Annotated in this window: 16 protein-coding genes and 2 pseudogenes; 15 read left to right on the top strand and 3 right to left on the bottom strand. The window is 29.1% G+C overall.

The window, feature by feature from the left end; all coding sequences use genetic code 11:
- Positions 1–230 precede the first annotated feature (230 nt).
- Positions 231–911: an ABC transporter ATP-binding protein gene (locus ABDJ34_RS05035; protein ID WP_412701586.1), complete on the top strand. Its 681-nt coding sequence runs from the start codon at positions 231–233 to the stop codon at positions 909–911.
- Positions 911–3,241, top strand: coding sequence for an ABC transporter permease (locus ABDJ34_RS05040; RefSeq protein WP_412701587.1), 2,331 nt, complete (start codon positions 911–913; stop codon positions 3,239–3,241). Before ABDJ34_RS05035 ends, ABDJ34_RS05040 begins: the two co-directional genes overlap by 1 nt.
- 96 nt (positions 3,242–3,337) lie before the next feature.
- On the opposite strand, the pseudogene ABDJ34_RS05045 reads toward ABDJ34_RS05040, so the two are convergent.
- Positions 3,338–3,748: pseudogene (locus ABDJ34_RS05045) on the bottom strand (hypothetical protein); the annotation flags it as partial.
- Positions 3,749–4,061: 313 nt separating this feature from the next.
- On the opposite strand from ABDJ34_RS05045, the gene ABDJ34_RS05050 reads away from it, so the two are divergent.
- The 7 genes and pseudogenes from ABDJ34_RS05050 to ABDJ34_RS05080 all read left to right on the top strand — a co-directional run bounded on the left by ABDJ34_RS05050 (position 4,062) and on the right by ABDJ34_RS05080 (position 9,781).
- Entirely contained in the window at positions 4,062–4,232 is a 171-nt protein-coding gene (locus tag ABDJ34_RS05050; protein ID WP_205051461.1) for a hypothetical protein, read from the top strand.
- Between the two features lie 586 nt (positions 4,233–4,818).
- Positions 4,819–4,953, top strand: a pseudogene (locus ABDJ34_RS05055) (recombinase zinc beta ribbon domain-containing protein); the annotation flags it as partial.
- A 117-nt stretch (positions 4,954–5,070) separates the two neighbouring features.
- Positions 5,071–5,370 (top strand): hypothetical protein, encoded by a 300-nt coding sequence (locus ABDJ34_RS05060; protein ID WP_239540925.1) that lies wholly within the window; start codon positions 5,071–5,073, stop codon positions 5,368–5,370.
- A gap of 121 nt (positions 5,371–5,491) precedes the next feature.
- Complete coding sequence (locus ABDJ34_RS05065; protein WP_316498205.1) at positions 5,492–6,172, top strand: response regulator transcription factor; 681 nt, start codon at positions 5,492–5,494, stop codon at positions 6,170–6,172.
- Between the two features lie 8 nt (positions 6,173–6,180).
- On the top strand, positions 6,181–7,221 hold the full coding sequence (locus ABDJ34_RS05070; RefSeq protein WP_412701588.1) for a sensor histidine kinase: 1,041 nt from the start codon (positions 6,181–6,183) through the stop codon (positions 7,219–7,221).
- Positions 7,222–7,290: 69 nt separating this feature from the next.
- Complete coding sequence (locus tag ABDJ34_RS05075) at positions 7,291–7,986, top strand: ABC transporter ATP-binding protein (RefSeq protein ID WP_412701589.1); 696 nt, start codon at positions 7,291–7,293, stop codon at positions 7,984–7,986.
- Complete coding sequence (locus ABDJ34_RS05080; RefSeq protein ID WP_412701590.1) at positions 7,970–9,781, top strand: ABC transporter permease; 1,812 nt, start codon at positions 7,970–7,972, stop codon at positions 9,779–9,781. The genes ABDJ34_RS05075 and ABDJ34_RS05080 overlap by 17 nt, the downstream gene beginning before the upstream one ends.
- Positions 9,782–10,003: 222 nt before the next feature.
- Here the strand turns inward: ABDJ34_RS05080 and ABDJ34_RS05085 are convergent, their stop codons facing one another.
- Together ABDJ34_RS05085 and ABDJ34_RS05090 are read right to left on the bottom strand one after the other, a co-directional pair.
- Positions 10,004–11,335 carry a relaxase/mobilization nuclease domain-containing protein gene (locus tag ABDJ34_RS05085; RefSeq protein WP_412701591.1) on the bottom strand — a complete coding sequence of 444 codons (1,332 nt, stop codon included), beginning with the start codon at positions 11,333–11,335 and terminating at the stop codon, positions 10,004–10,006.
- Position 11,336: 1 nt separating this feature from the next.
- Positions 11,337–11,693 (bottom strand): plasmid mobilization protein, encoded by a 357-nt coding sequence (locus ABDJ34_RS05090; protein WP_412701592.1) that lies wholly within the window; start codon positions 11,691–11,693, stop codon positions 11,337–11,339.
- A 292-nt stretch (positions 11,694–11,985) separates the two neighbouring features.
- Here ABDJ34_RS05090 and ABDJ34_RS05095 point away from each other — a divergent pair, with 292 nt between their 5' ends.
- The 6 genes from ABDJ34_RS05095 to ABDJ34_RS05120 form a co-directional block, all read left to right on the top strand.
- Positions 11,986–12,558 carry a TetR/AcrR family transcriptional regulator gene (locus tag ABDJ34_RS05095; RefSeq protein WP_041250625.1) on the top strand — a complete coding sequence of 191 codons (573 nt, stop codon included), beginning with the start codon at positions 11,986–11,988 and terminating at the stop codon, positions 12,556–12,558.
- A 51-nt stretch (positions 12,559–12,609) separates the two neighbouring features.
- Positions 12,610–13,188: an MptD family putative ECF transporter S component gene (locus ABDJ34_RS05100; protein WP_005956598.1), complete on the top strand. Its 579-nt coding sequence runs from the start codon at positions 12,610–12,612 to the stop codon at positions 13,186–13,188.
- Positions 13,188–13,868, top strand: a complete 681-nt coding sequence (locus ABDJ34_RS05105) for an energy-coupling factor transporter transmembrane component T family protein (RefSeq protein WP_202229771.1) — start codon at positions 13,188–13,190, stop codon at positions 13,866–13,868. Before ABDJ34_RS05100 ends, ABDJ34_RS05105 begins: the two co-directional genes overlap by 1 nt.
- Positions 13,865–15,313 carry an energy-coupling factor ABC transporter ATP-binding protein gene (locus ABDJ34_RS05110; protein ID WP_412701593.1) on the top strand — a complete coding sequence of 483 codons (1,449 nt, stop codon included), beginning with the start codon at positions 13,865–13,867 and terminating at the stop codon, positions 15,311–15,313. The genes ABDJ34_RS05105 and ABDJ34_RS05110 overlap by 4 nt, the downstream gene beginning before the upstream one ends.
- 12 nt (positions 15,314–15,325) lie before the next feature.
- Positions 15,326–16,678: an MATE family efflux transporter gene (locus ABDJ34_RS05115; RefSeq protein WP_412701594.1), complete on the top strand. Its 1,353-nt coding sequence runs from the start codon at positions 15,326–15,328 to the stop codon at positions 16,676–16,678.
- A 37-nt stretch (positions 16,679–16,715) separates the two neighbouring features.
- A partial coding sequence (locus ABDJ34_RS05120) for an ABC transporter ATP-binding protein (protein WP_412701595.1) occupies positions 16,716–18,343 on the top strand: 1,628 nt, incomplete at its 3' end.

Consider the following 18,343-nt stretch of genomic DNA (forward strand, 5'->3'; position numbering starts at 1 on the left):
TGATAAAATAAATTTGTTTTTAGGGAAATAGATAAAATACTAAATAAATATTATGTATTATATTATAAACATAAATTTAAAGCTAATACTTATATAAAAAAGGGTGTTTGGCTTCTTTAAGTGTAGAGGTTGTGCTATTGGAAGTCTTGGTATATAATAAAAGTGTAGTAGACTAGACCTAAAATTGAAACATAATTCTAATAAATTGTTATCATGTGGAGGAGATAAATATGGAATTATTAAATATAAAAGCAATAAAAAAATATTATGGAACAGTAAATAATCAAGTAAAGGCTTTGGATGGGGTTGATTTAGAAGTTGGGAAAGGCGATTTTTTAATAATCCAAGGAGCATCTGGTAGTGGTAAATCTACGCTCCTAAATATAATAGGAGGGCTGGATAGAGCGACAAGCGGAAGTATAAAAATTAATGGTATAAATTTAGCGGATTTAGACGATAATGGATTGACTGAATTTAGAAGTAAAAATATTGGGTTTATTTTTCAAAGGTTTAATTTGATAAATATATTGAATATAAAAGAAAATATACTTTTTCCACTTAATATTAGTGGACTTGTAGAAGATGAGAAATACCTAAATAAAATAGTTGATACTTTAGGTATCGAAGATATATTACAAAAAATGCCAAATGAACTTTCGGGCGGACAGCAACAAAGAGTTGCTATTGCAAGAGCTTTAATAACAAAACCAAGTATATTATTGGCAGATGAACCTACTGGGAATCTAGACAGCAAAAATAGTAAAAATGTTATTGATTTACTTGTTTCAACTAATAGAAATTTTAACCAAACAATTATTTTAATTACCCATGATCAAAATATAGTTGAGTATTTATTGGAGAATAAATATGCAAGTATAGTGCGTCTTGAAGATGGGAGGTTATCAAAATAATGAATTATATTAGTAGATTGGCAACTAAGTATATAAGAGGAGAAAATAAAAATTTCCTTATAGGTTTAACAATAATCTTTTCCGCATTTATTTTGTCATTGACACTTTCTTTTTCTGCATCAAATCAAATTGGCATACATAAGACTACAAAATACATGCCTCAAATAACAGTATTAAATAAATCTGATAAAATTAATGATATAAAATCAGATAGAAGCATAGATAAAATTGTTACGTTAAATATTATTGATCAAGTAAAATTTCAAGGATCTCCAACTAATGTAATTTATTTAGACAATAATAATTATTTCGATTCAATAAAAGGTGAATTGCCAATAGATTCACATGAAATTATGATAGAAAAATCTATTTCAGACAAATATGGTTTGAAAATCGGAGATGAAATAAAAGTCGATGATAATTCTGGAGAAAAAACATTTACTATATCATCTATAGCATATAGGGATATGGAAGTGAGTCAGGCTAATTTATACGTATCGGAAAATTATTTTAAGAATTCAAAAGTAAAAGTAAGTTCCTCTATGATATTTTTGAAAGATAAGTCAGAGAAGTTTGCTTATAGTAAAGCTAATGAAATAAGAGATAAGTTTGAAATTCCTAAAGAAAACATTAATATTTACAATGAGTTTTTTACTTATTCCAATAATCAAAAAATTAGTGATGCTAGTATAGAACTTACGCTTATTTTGCTATTGCTTTCAATTACAACTTCATTAGTTTTATATTCAATATATTATATATCTATAAATAGAAGCATCAATGAACTTGGTAAATTAAGAGCGCTAGGTTTAAAGCGTAAAGATTTAAAAAAATTAATAATAAGACAGGCTCAGTTTATTGCAATTCCTTCAGGAATAGTGGGTGGATTATTGGGAATTTTGGTAAATATATTGATTAGACCAGGAACTTTTGATTTCAAGATACATGGTTTGATTTTTATTGCAACAGTCATCTTTGTATTCACAATTGCTTGTATTTCTACATTAAGACCTGCAAATTACGCATCTAAAATTTCTCCAGTTGAAGCAATGAGTTATACTTCTTATACTGATGTTATAGCTCCAAGGCATAGCTCTAAAAAAGTTACTCCTTTATATCTAGGTATGTTAAATGCTAAAAGGAATAAAAAGCGTTCTATATTTACGTTAATATCTTTAGCGTTATGTAGTGTAATATTTATTGCTATGATAGGTGTTTTTTCTTCTATTTCGACTGAAGATATAGCTAAAAATACTAAATTCAAATTAGGTGAATATAATATCACATTTAAATTTATGGAGTATAAACCAGATGATATAAATGCAAGCAATTATAAAAAAGCTTTTACACAAGCCGAAAACAATCCAATTGATGAAAAATTAATATCAAAAATTAAGGAAATAGATGAGATTGATCGTATTAATATTGAAAAAGCTACTACGGTAAATTTTGATATAGAAAAGAATGATATACGCAATCAGGTTACAACTATTGTGGGATATAAAGAAACTGATATTGATAAATTAAAGACTAAATTAGTATTGGGAGATATAAAAGATGAGAATGATTTGATTGTTAATAATGCTAACAATGTTTTTGAAGATGTGTATAAACTAAGTCCAAAGTTAGGGGACACTATTAGGTTAAAATTTAGAGGGAAAGATGGACATATTGATGAAAAAGATTTTACTATATCCGCTATTTTAAACGATACAAGTTCAGAATATATATTTGGTATTCCAGAAAAAAAATTAGAAGAATTATGCGACTATAACATTAACAATTCTATTTCATTAAAATTAAAGGACTCTATAAATAAGAAAAAAATGAATATTATAGAGGATAAAGTTCGAAACATCTTGTCAGAAAATAAATTACTTGAATTCAATAAAGTTGATGATTATGTAAAAGAGCTTAACAAGCAATACAAAACAATTTTGTTAGCATCACTGATATTTACGTGTGTTTTTTTGATATTTGCTTTGTTTAATGTCATTAATTTATCCATAACCACATTTATTGAAAGAAAAAATCAAATAGGAACTATGATGGCACTAGGGATGAAAAAATCACATTTTATACTATCAAGAATATTTGAAACACAAATAATAATAGTAATATCTAATATTATTTCAATTATACTAGGGGGGATAATAGGGAAAACATTGATAGATATAATCGGAGATATGGTATTGAAGTTCGAATATAATTTTAACTTAATATATGTGTTGGCTTATCTAATATTAATTCATGTATTAGCGGCAATTATTGAGATTGTAATAGCTAAAACTGTAGACAATGAATCATTGATAAAATATATTGAGGAGTAATCATGGACAAAGAAAAATATTCAGAAGAATATAATGAACTAAATATTTTATTCGAGTGGGAAAAGTAATAAATGTAAAAGAGGTAGTTAAGCAGTCCTACCTCTCCACTTCATTTCCATAATAATTCTCATAGTTTTTCCTATACTGAACAAGGTCGGAAAATTGTTCTTTATTCAAAGAATACTCTTGCATAAGGGTGTTCTTTTTTTCTTGCAATTTATCGAGCTTGGATAGTATTTCTTTTGTATTTGGTAGCTTATTATAGTTTTCTAAAATTTCTTTAGCCGCTATTTTATAGACTGAAAGCTCACTATAATATTCTTCTGCAAATTGCTTGTCTTCAGGATTTTTCTTATGGTATTTATAGATTTCACGATACTTGTTTATAGTATTTATATTTTCCATATTTTGGGATAAACTCTTCATTTCAGTTTCAATTTTCTTTATTTTATCCAATAAGTCTTGTCTATCATCAGCAGATTTTTTAATTAGATCATCAAAAGAAGAACAAAAATATCAGGCTAACTAAGATAAAGACATGCTTAACATTCTTTGATTCATTTAGGGGTATCATTATCTGAGTTTTACATAAGATTGAAGTAAAGAGCAATTTCTAAAGTAAAAGAAAAGTTAAAATAGTATTATAGTAATAATTTTTCTTGAACAAGGAATTCAAAGAATAAGTGATGGAGTATTTTCAATGACTAAAAATTATATAGCAAAGATAATAAATAATATTCACAAAAGTTAGCTGAAGTTGAAGTCAAAAGAATATAGAATAAGAATAGAAATGATGAGTTAAAAATCTTGGAGGAATAAAATGGACAAAAAGAACTTATGGCTTATATTAGCAATAATCTCATTTATTACACTTATATTATCAATATACATGTCATATAAAACAGGAAAAACAGAGTATGCATGGATAATCGGTTCTATGTTTTTGGGCATAGGGTGTGGAGGTGAGTATAGCAAGTTGAAAAACAAATAAAAGATTATAACTTACCTGATAACAGGAATAATGTTAAACAACCATGGACTTAGAAAAAGATGACGATGGGAATAAAATTTATACCAATTTTTCAGCTTATGGAAATAAGAAAAAAGATTTAGAGAGTTTAAAACAAAGAGATTTTGTTAAAATTTTTTGATTTTATTTAAGTTTGCAGTATTTACTCATGCAATTAAATAAGAGCTTAATAAATTAGGGTTACAAGGAGACACGAATATAAATTATAAGAATCCTCTTAGGTATAAAAATGGAGATTGAATATCTTGCTAACTTATTATAATTGAAAAATAAAATAGAAAGTGAAGAAGATTTAATGTTGAAAAAAATAATAGATACTATTTCATCATGTGTGTTGATTTTGAACATAGTTCCTATGAACTCTTTTTCCTATGGAAACTCCGTGCGAAGCAAATCCAGTTAAAAATTATGAAAATTTACGAGTTGTTGAATCAGAAGAATTAAAAAATGAAGTAACAAAAAACTCGAGATGTTAATTGAAGAATATTAACAAGAAACAGCACAAGATTTACAAGATGCTCTAAAATACCTTTCTAAATGCGGGGATATTTACAGGAGAATTGCTTGGAACAACAGAGGGAAAAAGTACACCGTTTGGAGATGCTGTACAAGAGTAACCCATGGACCAGAAGCATGTGAAGCAAGAACCATAAGAGAAGAAAACCTACAAGAGGCAGCCGTAGAAGCCATTAATCAACTTATATCTGAAAGCAGTGAATTAAAAGAAATAATAAAAGAGAATATTGAAAAAGTCATCACAGGTTATGGAAGTAGTGGAATAGAAGAAATAGACCAAGCAATGTTGAAAGTGCAAGAAGAACTTTTAAAAGTAGCTAATGCCAAGAAAGACTACACAGACCTTGCAGACAGAGTAGAAGAGTTAAGAAATGAAAAAGAAAAGATACTCATTGAAATGGCGGAAGAGAAGAATGAACAAAGCAGACTAATGGAATTAGAAGAGTTTTTAGACAATCAAGAATTAGAAATAGAAAGCTATGATGAAGAATTGGTAAGGAAACTAGTGGATAAGATAGTGGTTTATGATGAAATGCTTAAAGTAATATTCAAGTCTGAAATTGAAATTGATATCGACAAATAGCAGATCCGTAATGGGTCTGTTTTTACTTATACTGAAAATGGTGATATTATAAAATAGAGTGTATTTTTGTACTTATAATGTATAATCTAACATAGATTTAATGATTTTTAGGAGATTTTATATGAACAAGATATTACTATTAGAAGATGACAAGAGCCTTATTTATGGGTTGTCATTTTCTTTTGAAAAGCAAGGGTTTGACGCTGATATAGCTAGAACTATAAGCGAAGCTTTAGATTTATGGTCAAAAAACAAATATGAATTATTAATTTTAGATGTATCTCTTCCTGATGGATCAGGGTTTGAATTTTGCAGAAAAGTCAGAGAAAACTCTGATGTACCTATTATTTTTCTAACAGCCTCTGACGAAGAAACAAGTGTAATTATGGGTCTGGATATTGGTGGAGATGACTATATAACTAAGCCATTTAGATTAAGTATTTTAATCTCAAGAATAAATGCACTTCTTAGGAGAACAGAAAAATATAATAACCAAAATATCGAATCAAATGGTATAAAAATTCATTTATCAGAAAGTGTTGCTTATAAAAATGGTCACGCTTTAGATCTTACGAGTGGCGAATATAAGTTACTTTGCTTCTTAATGGAAAATCCCAATATTGTCCTATCTAAAGATCAAATTTTAGAGAAATTATGGGATATTAATGATAATTATATAGACAATAATTCCGTAACTGTATATATTCGCAGACTTAGAGTGAAAATTGAAGACAATCCTAGCCATCCCAAAATGATACAAACTATTAGAGGTCTGGGATATAGGTGGAACGTTTCTTGTTGAGGTAAACAATGATGTCAGTATTTTCAGACGAAAACAATAAAAGATATTTCAAGTATATATTTATTGTTAATTTTTTATATGCTTTATTGGTGCAAATATTTATTTGGAGACAATTTAAAACTATTTCTACTCCTTCAATTTTTATAAGTCTTATTTTTATTTTTTTGACACCTGGTATATTTTATCTTTATTTAAAACGCCAAGAAGAAATTATAGAAAATGCAGAAGCACAAATCAATATGTATCTTGAAGGCAATCATAATGTTCAGATTGATTCTGACAAAGAAGGGACAATTTACAGATTATTTAATTCCATAAATCAGATGGCTTCAATATTAAATGCCCGAGCCAAGAATGAAACAAAAGAGAAGAAATTTCTAAGAGATATTATATCTGATATATCTCATCAACTAAAGACACCATTAGCAGCTTTAAACATATATAATGAACTTATTTTTAATGAGGTTGATAAAGATTATCCAATTAAAGATTTATGTGAAGCGTCAGACCATGAGCTTAATCGAATGAATACATTAATACAAAACCTTTTGAAGTTAGCTAAGTTTGATGCAGGTGTTATTGTTCTTGAAAAATTGAATGAAAATGTGTATGCAATGATTAAAGATGTAGAACTCCACTTTACATACCGTGCAAAAAGTGAAAAAAAACATCTACAAATTTCTGGAGATGAAAAAATAAATCTTATTTGTGATAGAGATTGGTTATTGGAAGCAATAAATAATATTGTCAAAAACGCTTTTGACCATACTAAAAGCGGTGATGTAATTAAAATTGAATGGGAACAATTCTCGTCGATTTTACAGATAAAAATTACTGATAATGGCTTTGGTATACATGAGGATGATCTTTACCATATTTTCAAGCGTTTCTATAGAAGTAGACATTTAACAGATTCGCAAGGGATAGGCTTAGGACTACCTTTAGCAAAGTCTATCATCGAAGGACATGGAGGCACAATTGAAGTTTCTAGTGAATTAGGTTATGGGACTACTTTTATATTAACTTTTAGAAATCCTACAAAATTGTAGGATTTTAGTAATTTAATTGTAGGAATGGAGTGTTATTCTTTAATAAATAGAATAAGATCGAGGTGTTTTATGAGTTTATTAGAAGTTAAATCTGTTTCTAAAATATATGGAAAAGGCAACAATGCAGTGCATGCTTTAAAAGATATTAAATTTTCTGTAGATAAAGGAGAATATATAGCGATAGTAGGAGAGTCAGGTTCTGGGAAAAGTACCCTACTGAATATAATAGGTGCGCTAGATACTCCTACTGAAGGTAAGGTTATTATTAATAATAAAGATTTGTTTTCAATGAAAGATAGCGAGCTTACAGTATTTCGTCGCAGAAGTATAGGTTTTGTTTTTCAGGGATTTAATTTGATTCCAGAGTTAACTGTGGAACAAAACATAATCTTTCCAGTTTTATTGGATTACAAGAAACCAGATAGAAAGTATCTTGAAGAACTATTAAATATATTAGGACTACAAGAGAGAAAGAATCACTTGCCAAGTGAACTTTCTGGTGGTCAGCAACAGAGGGTTGCTATAGGTAGAGCACTTATAACAAGACCTTCTCTAATTCTAGCGGATGAACCAACGGGAAACCTAGATTCTAAAAATAGTTCAGAGGTTATTAGTTTACTAAAAGAATCTTCACAGAAATATGAACAAACTATAATTATGATTACACATAGCCGTTCGATAGCTCAAGCAGCAGATAGAGTTTTAAGAGTTTCAGATGGAATACTAGTTGATCAGGGAAGTGTTACAAATGAAAAGTTATCTTAGTTTAATTCCAATATCAGCTAAAATTCGTAAAAAACAGAATCATTTAACTATAATGTGCATAGCTATTTCAGTATTTTTGGTAACAGCAATTTTTAGTATGGCTGAAATTGGCTTACGAATGGAAATTGATAGATTGAAGTTAAAGCATACTGGTTTTAGTTTCAACGATGTATTAAAAAGTAACTTGGGGCAAACTTTAATTCCTGTAGCTATGTTATTATTTATTTTGATACTTGTAGCTGGTGCTTTAATGATTTCTGGAAGTATTAATAATAGTGTTGCTCAAAGAACTAAGTTTTTTGGGATGATGCGCTCTCTTGGGATGAGCAAAGGTCAGATTAAAAAGTTTGTAAGGTTAGAGTCACTAAATTGGTGCAAAACAGCTATTCCCATTGGTACGTTAATAGGTGTTGTTTCAACTTGGATTCTTTGTGGTGGACTAAGATATATAGTTGGAGAAGAATTTTCTAACATACCTATTTTTACAATAAGTGTAACTGGTATTCTAGCAGGTGTTCTGGTAGGACTTGCAAGTGTTTTAATTGCCGCACAAAAACCTGCGAAAGAAGCCTCTAGGATTTCTCCAATTGCGGCTCTTTCTGGAAATACAGAATCTAATATAGGAAATGAACAGTTAGTAAATAATAGATTCTTTCATATTGAAAAATCACTAGGAATAAATCATGCTATAGAAAATAAAAAGAATTTATTTCTAATGTCAGCTTCCTTTGCATTAAGTATTATCTTGTTTCTAACATTTATAGTTTTCGGACAATTTGTAAATTATATCATGCCACAATCTTCTGCCAGGGCGGATATAGAAATTACAAGTAAGGATATTTCAAATAATATTGATCCAAATTTGTTGAATAAATTAAAAGAAGTAGATGGAGTAAAAAATGTATATGGTAGAAGAAGCGCTTTTGATGTAAATGCAATTTTAGAATCTGAATCTAACCGTAGAGAAAAAATAGATATTATCTCATATGATGATTTTGATTTAAAAAGTCTAAAAAAAGATAAAGCCCTAAAGAGAAAAAGTGATTTATCGAATGTATTTGGCAATAGCCATTGTGTTTTATCTACTTGGGATAGAGATAGCAATAATAAAATTGGAGATAAAATAAAAATTAAAGGAGAAGATTTTGAAATAGCTGGACTATTGAAATATGATCCATTTACTAGCGATGGTGAAACTGGAGGTAAAACTACAATAATAACTTCAAATGAAACATTCAAACAGATAACAAATGAAAATGGATATAACTTAGTCATGTTACAGACTGATGAGAATTTTTCAAATGAAAGTATAAATGAAGTTCAAAAGATTATGGGGAACAAGAATACAATAAATGATCGTAGAGAACAAAAGACAACAGGAACATATATGGCATTTATGTTTTTTGTATATGGTTTCATAGCGATTATCGGTCTTGTAAGTCTATTAAATAGTATCAACAGCATATCCATAAGCGTATCATCAAAAATAAAACAATATGGAATGATGCGTGCAGTTGGTATGGACAATCTTCAAATTAAGCGAATGATTAAAGTTGAATCAGCAACCTATGGTTTCTTTGGCTGTTTTATAGGGATTATAGTTGGTGTTTTACTGAATAAAATTATCTTCACAAAACTGATAGAAAATCACTTTTCCTATGCTGTTTGGCAGTTTCCAATTTTGCCAGCAATGATTTCGATAGGATTTATATTGATTTCAGTAATTCTTTCAACTTATAAACCTATTAAGAGAATTAATAAGATGTCCATAACTGACAATATAAATGAATTATAAGATATCTTGCTAAAAAACATAAAATGTTGTGGTTGGTTTAATATTTGGGGTAAAGGAAAAGGATAAGTTTTTTATGGCGTTAAATGTCCTTTTGATCTTATTACTTCCTATAGTAATGTTTGCTAGTCATCTAGTAGGATTTCTTTAAGTAAGATAATAAGTTTAGAGTAAAATTTTGTAAATAATCTTAAAAAAGCTATAGGCTTATTCGCTTATAGCTTTTTATCTCTCCACTTCCTTCCCATAATAATTTTCATAGTTTTTCCTATACTGAACAAGGTTGGAAAATTGCTCTTTATTCAAAGAATACTCTTGCATAAGGGTGTTCTTTTTTTCTTGCAATTCATCGAGTTTCGTTAATATTTCTTTTGTGTTTGGTAGTTTTTTATAATTTTCTAAGATCTCTTTAGCGGCTATTTTATAGACGGAAAGTTCACTATAATATTCTTCTGCAAATTGCTTATAATCAGGATTTTTCTTATGGATTTTATAGATTTCACGATACTTATTTATAGTATTTATATTTTCCATATCTTGGGATAAACTCTTCATCTCATTTTCAATTTTCTTTATTTTATCTAACAAATCTTGTCTATCATCAGCAGATTTTTTGATCAGGTCATCGAGCTGTGTAATTGATTTAATTCCTTGTTCTCTAAGCTTAATTATCGAGTCAGCCATTGTTTTTATATTATGTTTTCTTGCCCAGACTTCGTAACCTTTAGAGGATTGAGCTTTTTTATTAGTAGATATATCAATAACATTTCCTACACGCTTTTTAGTAGGATTAGCTTTGTTTTTAATAGCTAAATCTATTCTTTCTTTGATTTTTTCTTCGGTATAATCTTCTCCGATAGTCTTTGCTCTTGTAAATCTTTGCTTATCTTTATGGCGAAAAGCAATGTGTTTACCAAACTTAATTTCATAATCAAGAGATTTCATATTTTCTAAAAACTCTTCCCACGATTTAGACTTATTAATCATTCTATCTATATCAAATTGCAATTTAGATTTCCAAGAATTTCCTTTCTTGTTTTGGTCATACTCATACCAAGATTTACCAGCAGTTTTATATTTTCTTTTGTAAGCTTCATAATATTCATCAATGACTGAAAGCTTATTTTCTTTACATAATTCATCACTTTGATACCTAATTTTGTGGTAAGATTTTTTGTTAGATTGGTAGCATTTACCAGTCTTGTAATTAACATTATTAAAAATAATATGGTTATGGATATGCCCTCTATCTATATGAGTTGCAAGAACAAATTCATAATCTTCTTTTAAAATTTTCTTACACAATTCCATTCCTATCTCGTGAGCTTTTATAGGATCAACCTCTCCTGGTAGAAAAGATTGGATTAAATGTCTAGCTAAAACTGTACCTTTAGTATCATTGTCTTCTCGTGTTTTTATAAATTGAATATGGGCAGTAGATGGATGACATTTGAATGAAGATACTAAGATTTTTTCATCAGTTTTTTCACTCTTAGTTATATAATCTATTGCCAAATTTAGAGTTGATTTTATAGGATGTATTTTTGTAATTGCCATACTAATCACCAGAACTTTCTTTTGATTTATTTAGAAGTAGGGAATGGATCTGCCATATTTCTCTTGATAATTTTTCTATCTGTTTATTAATTGATTCAATTTCATTTTTGTAAATAACACCAGTTGTATTAGTTGCTTTTGCAATCTGGTTTATGTTATTTGTTGCATTCGAAAGTAGCCATTGTAGGTTTCTAAATGGTTCTAAATCTACAACATAAATCTCTTTTTCTAATACACATTTCCTAAGAAAGTGGGACATAGTTTTGCAGTTTGTAAGTTTCATTTTCTTTTCAAAAACCTCCTTTTCTTCATCTGTTAAATATATTTTTAGTTGATTATTTCTTTTTCTATTATCCATAGTATATCTCCTTATCATAAATTATTAGGGTCTTAGGGCTCTCCCTAACAAGGTAAAATTGATAAAAAAAGAAGCAGTCCATAAAGGTTCTGCTTCATCAATTTTTCGTAAGTGGGTACTCACTTACTGTGCTTGCTATTAAAGTTATAAGCGTTAAGCGTTTATTAATTTCTGTTAATTATACCGCATTTAAAGAAATTAATAAAGAAGTATAAGCGAAGCTATTGACAATGATTATCAGAGTTGATACAATAATACCGACAAGTATGTCGGTTTGGAGGTTATTTATGAAATGAAAATGGAAGCTGATGAAAGAAAAAAGCAGATTAGACAAGCAGCTATTAAAGTTTTTTTGGATAAGGGATTTAGAAATACCGTTATGAATGACATTATGGAAGCTACTGGGCTTTCTAGAGGTGGCTTGTATCATCATTATGGTTCTACGCATGAAATCTTATACGACATTATGTTAGAAGGAAATAAATACAGAGAGAAGATAATCTATGATGAGATGAATAAAACAAGTCAGGATTTTAGCGAAGTTTTATCTGAGATTATTTTAGAAAAAATGCTATATCAGAGTGACTATGTTTCAATTTATGCAATGTTTTTGCAGGAATTAAATCATGACGATAAGTTAAAAGACTTATATAAGAAACTAAAAAAATCATCATCTGATAGTATTTTAATGTTATTTGATGAAGATGTAAGAGGTGAATTAAGTGAAGCTATTGAATTAATAACTGATTTTATTAACACATTTATTCTAGGTTGTGAAGTTCTAAATGCAAGAGAAAATTTTGTGAAGAACAAACTTGCATTAAAAAAAATGATAGGAATTATCTTAGATAATAATGCTAAGTAAATCTTAGGGTTTACTTAGAAAGAAAAAACATATCTTAAATTGGAGGTTTATATGAAATTAAAAGATATCGTACAAGTTACAATTTTTACAGTAGTGGCGTTTATATTAAACATGGCTGTATCAACGGCCACAGGAATGTTAGGAACTTTATCCTTATATATAGCGGCAGGATTTTCTTCCTTTGTAGTAGCTCCGCCATTTATAATTATGGCTAAAAAATTACAAAAAAGGGGAATAGCTTTTATATTTTTTATGTTGCTGGGTGTATTTTATGCATTAAGTGGATATTGGCCAATGCTTATAGTAAATGCCATCGCAGCTATTGTAGCAGAATTAATTATAGGTAACTATAAAAATGATAATAGAGTTGCCTTAGCATTATCTGCTGGAATGTTTGTTATTTCAATGCACGCAATGACATTTGTAAGACTACTTGGACCAGAAAAAATTGTTGAAGTTTTTAGCGTATTTACAAAAGAACAGGCTGCCTTTATGGATGCCTTTTTTACACCAAAGGCAATGCTAATCTCAATAGGCATTAATATCGTCTTGGTATTAATAGCAGGAAGATTTGGATTATATATAAATAATAAGTTTTTTAAAAAGAGTAAAAAATCAGGAATATTGTAATGGAAAACATAAGGAGAGATGACAACTGTCTTGTAAATCCTATAATCTTATTTGTTTTAATTTTAGCGTTTTCGATTATATTATTTATAACAGATGATATTGGTTACTATACTATGATAGGAATATCAATGTTTCTAACCTTAACTTTTTCCTTAAAACAATTTATTAAACAACTAGCAACAGTTCTTATCTTGTTAATTGTTGGCAAAACATTAACTATTATAGACTTAGGAATAGGTGGAAATGCAATTTTAGGTCTTGTAGAAATCGTATTAAAACTCTTTCCGATATTTATTATTGGCGGTATTCTTGTGAATACATCACCACTTAAAATGATGAGTTCACTTAAGTTTTTACACATTCCAAATGTTTTTGCTCTAAGCATAGTGATAGGAATGAAGTTTATATCAGAAATGGGGTTAAGGCTTAAAGAAATAAAGAATGGCATGAAGGTAAGGGGACTAAGATTAAGTCCCCTCCATCCTATTAGGTCTTTTGAACTTTACTTCATCCCTCTTATCTATAAATGTTTGCAAGTGAGTGAAACTTTGACTTCATCTATTATATCTAAAGGAGCAGAATATAGAGGGGAAAGGACTAATTATCATAAAATAACTTTTAAATTTTTTGATATCGTATTCTTACTTTTAGCTATTTTCTTATTGTGGAGGTCAATATGAATGTAATAGAAGCAGATATTAAAAAATTCTCTTATGACGGAAATGATAAGGTAATTTTAAAAGATATAGAGCTAAATATTAAAGAAGGGGAACTTGTTGTTATAAGTGGTTTATCTGGTTGTGGAAAAACTACGCTAACAAGAATATTAAATGGTTTAATTCCGAATCATTATCAAGGACAATTATATGGACAAGTATCTATTTTAGGAAAAAATATTTCGCAATATAACAATGGAGAATTGGCAAAATATATAGGAAATGTATTTCAAAATCCAACAGATCAGTTTTTCGCAAATATTGTTGAGGATGAGCTTGCCTTTGTTGGAGAAAATTTAGGAATGGATCTTTCAGAATTAAAGAAAAGAGTTGATGACTCTTTGAGTGTGATGGGAATTGAAAATTTAAAATATAGAAATATCAATTCTTTATCAGGTGGACAAAAGCAAAAAGTTGCTATCTCATCTACTCTTGTTTATGATACTAAAATAATTTTCTTTGATGAACCATCATCAAATTTAGACTATAGGGGAATAGTCGAACTTAAGAATATTCTTGAAAAATTAAAATCCTTAGGAAAAACGATAATAATATCTGAGCATAGATTGTTCTATTTAAATGATTTATATGATCGTTTTTTGTATATGAAAGATGGTAAAATCGAAAAAGTTTTTAAAAAAGATGAATTAACAGAAGAGGATTGTAAAAATTACTCTTTAAGAACAACTAACTATAATTTTTTGCTATCTGAAAATATTGATAATTGCAAAAATGTAGTTGAGGATATAAGAGGAGTTGGTATTTCTATTGGTAAAAAAGAATTAATAAAAAATTTAAATATAAGCTTATGTGAAAATGAGATAATGGCGATTATAGGTAAAAATGGAGTAGGTAAAACGACTCTTGCAAGATCTTTAGCTGGTTTATTAAACTTTAAAGGCAAAACAAGCTTTGGGAGAAATAAAAAAGAAAGATTAAGAAACTCTTATTATATGATGCAAGATGTAGAATACCAAATATTTTTTGATACGGTGGAAAATGAGCTTTTACAAAAAGATAGAATTAATGACGTTGGATATTTAAATAGACTTAGAAACGAATTAAAACATATTGACCTTTGGGAAAATAGGTATGACCATCCACAAAATCTATCTGGTGGACAAAAACAAAGACTTGCTCTATTAACTGCTTGTTTAAGTGGTAGAAAACTAATAATTCTAGATGAACCTACGTCAGGTTTAGATTACAAGAGAATGAATGATATTTCTGAAATAATAAAAAGATATTCAAAAATATATCCTTTTGCCATAATAACTCATGATATAGAACTTATTTTTAAAGTTTGTAATTCTGTGTTAATGCTTGAAGAAGATGGATATAAGAAAGTATATGTTCAGGGACATGAAAAAGAAATTTTGAAATTTATTAAAGCTGGACTGATTGTGTAAGGAGTTGATTTTTTGAAACAAGATATGAAAGAACAATTATTAAGCAAAAGACCTATAGAACTACTTTTTCAATTATCTATTCCTGCTGTAATAGGAATGATAGTAATAGGTCTTTATCCATTAATGGATGGAATTTTTGCAGGAAATATTATAGGACAAACTGCAATGACAGCTTGTGGTGTAGCTATGCCACTTACCTTTTTTAATAGTGGAGTATCTACACTCATAGGTGTAGGTTCAGCATCAGTTTTATCAAGAGCTATAGGAAAGGGTGACCAAAAAACAGTTGATAAAATTATGGGGAATTTAATCTTTTGGGTTATTCTATTCTCATCAATTATTACAATAGGCGGAATTTTACTTGCACCACATTTTTTAGATATGGTTGGAGCAAGTGGAGAAATTAAAGAATATGGTATCAGATATTTACGAGTAATTTTCATTGGTTCTTTATTTGTAAACTTTACTCAATCAGCAAACATGGTTATGCGTGGAGAAGGATTAATGAAAAAAGCAATGCTCATTATGGGGCTAGGGGCTTTTTTAAACATAATTCTTGATCCAATTCTAATGAAATTAATGGGAAAATACGCAATAGAAGGGGCTGCACTTGCAACTGTTACAGCACAATTTGTTCAAGCGATAATAACACTCCATTACTTCAAATATAAAAGTAAAGCAGTAAAAATAAATAAAATCAAACCTGATCAGGAAATAAAAAAAGAAATGTTTGGCGTAGGGTCATCTGCTATGATGATGCAAATTTTATTTATGATTCAACAAACAATGCTATATAAAATGTCATTTAAATATGGCGGAGATACAAATGCTATCTTGATGGCAGCAACACTTAGAATATATGCCTTTTCCTTCATTCCACTTTGGGGAATGAGTCAAGGTTTACAACCTGTAGTTGGTACAAATTTTGGAGCGAAAAAATACGACAGAGTAAAAGAAGCTATGAAAGTATTTTCTATCGGAGGATTAGTTCTTGCATCAATATTTTGGATACCAGCATTAGCATTTTCAAAGAATATTCTTTCTTTATTTGGAGTAGAAGAAAGTATTATAACTCAGGGAATAGGAAACTTTAGACTATTTTATTCTATCTTTATCCTATATGGCGTAATGGTAATGACTATAACATTCTTCCAATCAATAGGAAACGCTAAAAAAGCCGGCATAATAGTAATGCTAAGACAGTTATTTTTATTCGTACCTGCCATGATTATTCTACCAATGACATTTGGAGTTAAGGCAGTATGGTTTGCTGAACCTCTTGTAGATTTAATTATGATTTTAGCTGGAATAGCAATGATGATTGGAGAGCTTAATAGAATGCCCTCTGAAATAAAAAAAATATAATAAACTATTTAAAAATATTACTAAAGGAGGTTTTAAAGTGAATTTAGTAAAAGAATATGTAAATAAAAGAAAAGGCTCATATTTTATTTCTGTACTACTTGCAATAGTAGGGGTAGTGGCTGGGCTTTTTTCTTATATATACATGGCAAAAATTATTGTAAATTTGATTAATGGTGCAAATGATATGAGCTTATACACTCCACTTTGCATAAGTATTTTAATAACATTTGTTATTAAAGAAGTGGCGGCAGGAATATCAACAAGTATTTCCCATACCGCAACCTTTAATTCATTAGGAGAAATTAGAAATGATATTTCTAAGAAACTTTTTAAGATGCCACTGGGAGATGTTCTTTCAAGAACATCTGGAGAATTAAAAAATATTATAGTTGAGCAAGTTGATTCTATGGAAACATCCCTTGCCCACTTAGTGCCAGAATTTACGGCAAATTTAGTAGGACCTATTCTATTGTTTATTTACATGTTTACACTAGATTGGCGATTGACCTTGCTATCACTAATTCCATTTGTGGTAGGAATGGCTACCATGATGTCTGTTATGAATGCTCATTATAAGGAAATGTTTGGAAAGTCAGTTGCCATTGGTCAACATATGAATAATTCTATTGTTGAGTATATAAATGGGATAGAAGTAATCAAGACCTTTAATCAAAGCGAATCATCTTATAAAAAATATGCTGATGCAGTTTATGACAATGCAAGCTTTTATTATAACTGGATGGGTGAATCTATGAATAGGGTTGCCATAGGTAGATTACTTTCTCCTATGGGAATTATTACAATCATACCCTTTGGGATTTTATTTTATATAAATGGAAGTATTGATTTAGGAAATTTAATTACCTTAATCGTCTTATCCTTTGCTACGGTTTCTAGCATTTTAAAAATCATGAACTATATGGATGATATGTCAAGAATATCAACTATAACTTCTGAAATAGGAAAGATTTTAGATTCAAGAGAGTTAGAAAATATCGACAAGGGAGAAAAAATAGAATCCTATAATATAGAACTTCAAGACGTAGACTTTTCTTACGATGGAAAAAAGAAAGTCATTGATAATCTTTCTATGGAAATAAAAGAATCTAATGTTTCAGCACTCGTTGGTCCTTCTGGGTCAGGCAAGTCCACAATAGCAAAACTTATTGCTGGATTTTGGAATGTAGATAAGGGATCTATTAAAATTGGCGGAGTAGAAACAAAAGATGTGTCGCTCGAAAACTTGTCTTCACTTATTTCTTTTGTATCCCAAGACAATTTCCTCTTTGATATGACTATAAAGGAAAATATTAGGCTTGGAAATAAGAATGCCTCTAACGAAGAAATTATAGATGTATGTAAAAAATCTGCCTGCCATGATTTTATTATGAATCTATCTAACGGTTATGATACAAGAGTTGGAGAAGGTGGAGGTCATCTATCTGGAGGAGAAAGACAAAGAATATCTATTGCTCGTGCCATGCTAAAGAATGCACCAATCGTAATTTTAGATGAAGCAACTTCTTATATAGATCCTGAAAATGAAGCTCTCATACAAAACGCCTTGGCAAATCTAGTTAAGGGTAAAACTTTAATCATAATCGCTCATAGGTTAAAGACAATTGTTGATGCAGATAGGATATTTGTTATTAAAGATGGCAAACT

The organism is Finegoldia dalianensis (assembly GCF_046255015.1).
In the GTDB taxonomy this organism is placed as follows: Bacteria; Bacillota; Clostridia; order Tissierellales; family Peptoniphilaceae; genus Finegoldia; species Finegoldia magna.